The 4,574-nt window shown below is 52.9% G+C and carries 4 protein-coding genes; 1 reads left to right on the top strand and 3 read right to left on the bottom strand.

Annotated elements, in window-relative coordinates; all coding sequences use genetic code 11:
- A partial coding sequence (locus CIK92_RS13940) for a hypothetical protein (protein WP_216822209.1) occupies positions 1 to 216 on the top strand: 216 nt, incomplete at its 5' end.
- A 2-nt stretch (positions 217 to 218) separates the two neighbouring features.
- Here the strand turns inward: CIK92_RS13940 and CIK92_RS00500 are convergent.
- The 3 genes from CIK92_RS00500 to CIK92_RS00490 form a co-directional block, all read right to left on the bottom strand.
- The gene (locus CIK92_RS00500; RefSeq protein ID WP_094387793.1) at positions 219 to 1,151 is read right to left on the bottom strand and encodes an SUMF1/EgtB/PvdO family nonheme iron enzyme; all 933 of its coding nucleotides are present in this window, start codon (positions 1,149 to 1,151) and stop codon (positions 219 to 221) included.
- Between the two features lie 11 nt (positions 1,152 to 1,162).
- A complete protein-coding gene (locus CIK92_RS00495) occupies positions 1,163 to 2,125 on the bottom strand; it encodes an acetylornithine carbamoyltransferase (RefSeq protein ID WP_094386918.1) in 963 nt (320 codons plus the stop codon).
- Between the two features lie 409 nt (positions 2,126 to 2,534).
- Positions 2,535 to 4,364, bottom strand: coding sequence for a hypothetical protein (locus CIK92_RS00490; protein WP_094387792.1), 1,830 nt, complete (start codon positions 4,362 to 4,364; stop codon positions 2,535 to 2,537).
- Between the last annotated feature and the right edge of the window lie 210 nt (positions 4,365 to 4,574).

Here is a 4,574-nt window from a genome sequence, read left to right as displayed (position 1 = left end):
TACCCTTTATTATCTGTCTATTTTAGCCTTATTTTAGGCGATTTGCAGAAAGAGAAGTTACAAATCGTAAGCATTTTCCGTTTTGGTCATAAAAAAAGGGGACTTTTTCAGTGCCCTCCCTTGGGGAAGGCTGGGATGGGGCTTCTTGTGTATTATGTTTTCTCCATTTCTCCTTGGGAATATCGTTACTCGCAGCAGGATATTTATCTGTATTAATACTATTTTCTAATCTCCGTAGCCACCAGGCGAATGGTTACATACCATGCGCCATAACCGTCGCTAATCCACAAGCCTCTTGCCCACGGATAGAGTTCATGCTCGAGCGATTGATAGTGACCGCCTTTGATCACATGAGTGTGTTCTCCTGGCGGACATTTGTAGTCTTTCTTACCGTTGGGGGTGACCGGTCGGTCGGGCGAATAGGTGTTATAGGGGTCATAGCACATCTCTGCGAGTCCGCCCGACATGTCGTAGAGTCCCAGACCGTTGGGTTTCTTGCATCCCATGCAATATGACTTTTTTTTCTCTTCCGGGTTATCTTTATACACCGCCACCTCATTGGCATTGTTGCTGCCGCTGAATCGGTAGGGAGCCTTAGGCTTACCCTCAATGGCAGCATATTCCCATTCGGCCTCGGTGGGCAGACGGAACTCCTGACCGCAGTAGGCATTCAGGCGTTCCAGAAATGTCTGGATGTCTTTGCACGATATGCCGCATGTGTAATTATCCGTCCCCATAGGGTTTGTCCCCATAGGGTTCTTGGTGTAATACTCATAGGTACCATCCCACCAGTCTTTCATGAAGGCGTCCCATAGAGCTTCGCTCAATTCGTATTTGCAGATATAATAGCTATCGAGCGTTATCTCTCTCTCGCGTTCTTTGTTGAATCTTACCGTGTCACATCCGGCGGTGAAGGTGCCGCCCTTGACATACACCATATCCCCCAGCAACTTGTTGACCAGACGCTTGCGATGGGCGTCCATGTCAAATCTCTCTTTGGGACTTGGCGTGCGCTGCGGCTTTTTGTGCCTGATGGTCGTGGCAGGTTTCTTCTTGACTGCTGCGCCCGAAGTCTTTGGCCTTATGATGCCTTGGGCCGAAGCTGCTGTCAGGGCTGCTATAGCAATGATAGTTATAAACAGTCTTCTCATAATCTTATGTATTATAGGGTTTCCAACACGCGCTTGAGCACCACCTCGGCGCTTATCTCGCGGTTGGCGGCTTCGGGGATGACGAGCGAGTGGTCGCTCTCTATCACATCGTCGGTGACGATGAGGCCGCGTCTTACGGGCAGACAGTGCATGAAGTATCCGTCATGAGTCCAGCTCATGTGTTCCGAGTCGATGGTCCACGACATATCCTTGCAGAGTATCTTGCCATAGTCCTCTTTGCAGCTTACGCCGGGGCAGCTCCAGTTCTTGGCATACACGAAGTCGGCACCTTCGAGCGCGCGGCGCTGGTCATACTCCACATGGGCGTTGCCCACAAACTTCTCGTCCAGTTCGTAGCCCTCGGGATGGGTCACCACCAGGTCTACATCGGCAGCGTTCATCCATTGGGCAAAGCTGTTGGGCACAGCCTGTGGCAGCGCACGGCAGTGGGGAGCCCAGGTGAGCACCACCTTGGGACGCTCCGTCTTGCGGTGCTCGTCGATGGTGATGAGGTCGGCAAAGGCCTGGAGCGGATGCACCGTGGCAGTCTCCATAGCCACAACGGGGCGGCCGCTGTAGCGCACAAACTGGTTGACGATGGTCTCGGCATAGTCGAAGTCACGGTCTTTGAGCCCGGCAAACGAGCGCACGGCGATGATGTCACAGTAGCTTGCCATCACGGGGATGGCTTCGAGCAGATGCTCGCTCTTGTCGCCGTCCATGATGACGCCACGCTCGGTCTCCAGCTTCCATGCGCCGGCATTGACGTCGAGTACTATCACGTTCATTCCCAGGTTCATGGCAGCCTTCTGGGTAGAGAGGCGTGTGCGCAGACTGTTGTTGAAGAATATCATCAGCAGAGTCTTGTTCTTGCCCAACTCCTGAAAGGCAAAGCGGTCGCGCTTTACCTCCTGTGCCTCGGCGAGCGCCTGACGGAGGTCGCCCAGGTCTTCTACATTGAAAAATGTCTTCATCTCTTTCTTCCTTTATTTGATTTTTCAGCGCCGGACAAATAGCCGATGCCGGCATCGATTGTGTGCGGGATGCTGTTGATGTCACAAAAATACGCAAAAAACCTGACATGCACCGCCATTTTCCCCATTTTTTTGCCTACCATCACCACCACGGCTTGCCATATCACCGCTACGGCGGGACTTCACGTTGCCATTGCCCTAAACCAGAGAGAGGGACCCGCGCTTGGCGGCATCCCTCTCTTTGCAGCTATAGTCTCGATAGCCTGGAGCGTGGCCAGACTCTTTAGGGTTACAGTTTTACCACCTTTACCATATTTTTTGCCGCACCCCATCCAACGCCAACGGCGGAGCCAGACATCCGGTGATGTCCTGCTCCGCCGTGGAAATTGTTTATGGGTCGTCTGTGCGGTTAGCGTGCCATAACCTTGTAGGCGCGGCCACCGGCCTTGACGATGTATACCTGTCCGGCAGCGAGGGTCAGCGTGTTGGCGCCAGCCTTGCCGCTCAGAGTCTGCTTGCTGCATCCGTCGAGGGTGAAGACATAGATGGGGGCAGCCTGCGTCAGTGTCACGGTCACGGTGTTGCCGCTTACGCTTACCTTGGGGTCGCCGTTGGCTACCACGTTGCCATTGATGCCTGCAGCGATGCTCAGGTCGGCATAGACAATGGGTGATGTGCCTGAGATTACCTCGCCACCCACGTCGTTGTGACGCCATCCTGTCACCTGGTAACCATACTTCTTGTTCTCCTCGAGACCAGAGAAGTTGTAAGAGGTGGTCTTGCCGTCGGTGAGTTTCACCAGGTCATACTTCACGGTGATGATGTCGCCCTTGTAGAGACCCTGGCTTACAGTAACCTCATCGATGAAGAACTTCTTGAGTCTTTTATCCTCAAATGAGAGCATGGTCTCAGAGTCGCCGTCGTTCATCTCCCACTCTTCATCGATATTGCCATTTTTGTCGAAGGTTGCCGTGTGCATGTTCAGTTTGCCGTCTACCATATATCCCACGTGGTATACGTTGAGGGCGTCGCCGGCAGTACCATGGGCCTTGAGGTGTATTTTGTACTTGCCGCCGTTGGCCGACAGGTTCATAATGGGCGAGTGCAGATAAGACATGTTCATGGGGAAGCGGCCTGCATCGGCACCTATCATGCCTTTGGCCATCAGCACATTGCGTCCGCTCCAACCTGTGCAGTCTGTATACTTGTCCAGGTCTTCCGAGTTGATGCTGATGGGAAGCATCGTGGTGCCCTCGGTAGCCTTGGAGAACTGGTCGTCAAGGCGCTTGTCTATCTTGGTGTCCTCGACCACATCGAAGCGGTAGGGCTGCACATAGTAGCCCAGCGCCTTGGGCAGATACTCCCAGTTGGCGGTGTACGAGGTACTCTTGATGTTGCTGGCGGGCAGGGTGTTGACACTCAGAAAGCCATCGACATACATGATGGCCGACATGTCAGAAACCTCGCTGCCATTCTTTGCCTTTACATAGTAGTAATAGACCTTCTCGGCATCCAGGTCGGTGGGAACAATCCATGTACCCTCGACCTCCTTGTCGCGCATCACGTATACGGGGGCCTTGTATTCATACTGTATGGAGTTGATGGCGATGTCGCCCACGTTGTGGCTGTCGTCCTTGACAATCTCAAAGACCACCTTGCCGATGTTGGAGCGGATTCCGCCGAAAGCATCCTCCAGGTCGAAGTCTTCTTTGATGTAGAAATAGTAAGCCTCTACCTGACCCGAACTGATCATGTCGCCGGCCTTGTCATAGAGAGTCACCTTGAAACGGCTCGAGTTTTCCTTGGTGAAGCCCTGCGCATTGATGAGGTTGGCGTTGAAGATACACCTGGAGAGGTTGCCGCCCACCATGAGTGTGGTAGACACCTTATCGTCGTTGGCGTCCAGCACGATGTGGTCGCGGTCTTTGTAGTAGACCACGTCGGTGGTGCCGTTCTTGGAGATGTCAACGCTGAAACCAACAGGAATGTTGGGGTTGGCTGTGTTGATTTTGCCGCCACTGTGGTTCACGTTGGCAAAGGTCTCGTCGAATTTCATCATGTTGTCGCCCAGAGTGTAGAGGCTGAACAGATAGGAGTCGGCGCCGGCGTCTTCCCACGTAGCTTTGAATTGGGTACCCAGATAGTTGTCGGGGAAACCGATGGTGGGTGGGTTTACGGCAGCATACGCCGATGCCACTGTTGTGGCCAACAGTGATAGGATGAAGTAGAATTTCTTCATATTGTAGGTTTATTTATATAGCTCCCGTATGAATAAAACTGCGCCCCGAGCCGGGAGGAATAACCACAGGGCGAAGCGGAATCTCTCTTTCCGAGCGCCAAATTATAAAAAAAATGATGAAATCCGACACAAAAACTATGTTTTTTGTACTTTTCGTAGCGAAAAATGGCAAAATGATAATCCCGTCCACCCACCCCGCCATGCCGTCTG

The organism is Prevotella sp. P4-67, assembly GCF_002251325.1.
Classification (GTDB): domain Bacteria; phylum Bacteroidota; class Bacteroidia; order Bacteroidales; family Bacteroidaceae; genus Prevotella.
The sequence above is the reverse complement of the archived record's forward strand: the minus strand, read 5'-3'. Positions and strand labels throughout refer to the sequence as shown.

Coding starts and splice junctions, on each gene's coding strand:
- CIK92_RS00500 (WP_094387793.1), bottom strand. CDS start 1,151: ATGAGAAGACTGTTTATAACTATCATTGCTATAGCAGCCCTGACAGCA.
- CIK92_RS00495 (WP_094386918.1), bottom strand. CDS start 2,125: ATGAAGACATTTTTCAATGTAGAAGACCTGGGCGACCTCCGTCAGGCG.
- CIK92_RS00490 (WP_094387792.1), bottom strand. CDS start 4,364: ATGAAGAAATTCTACTTCATCCTATCACTGTTGGCCACAACAGTGGCA.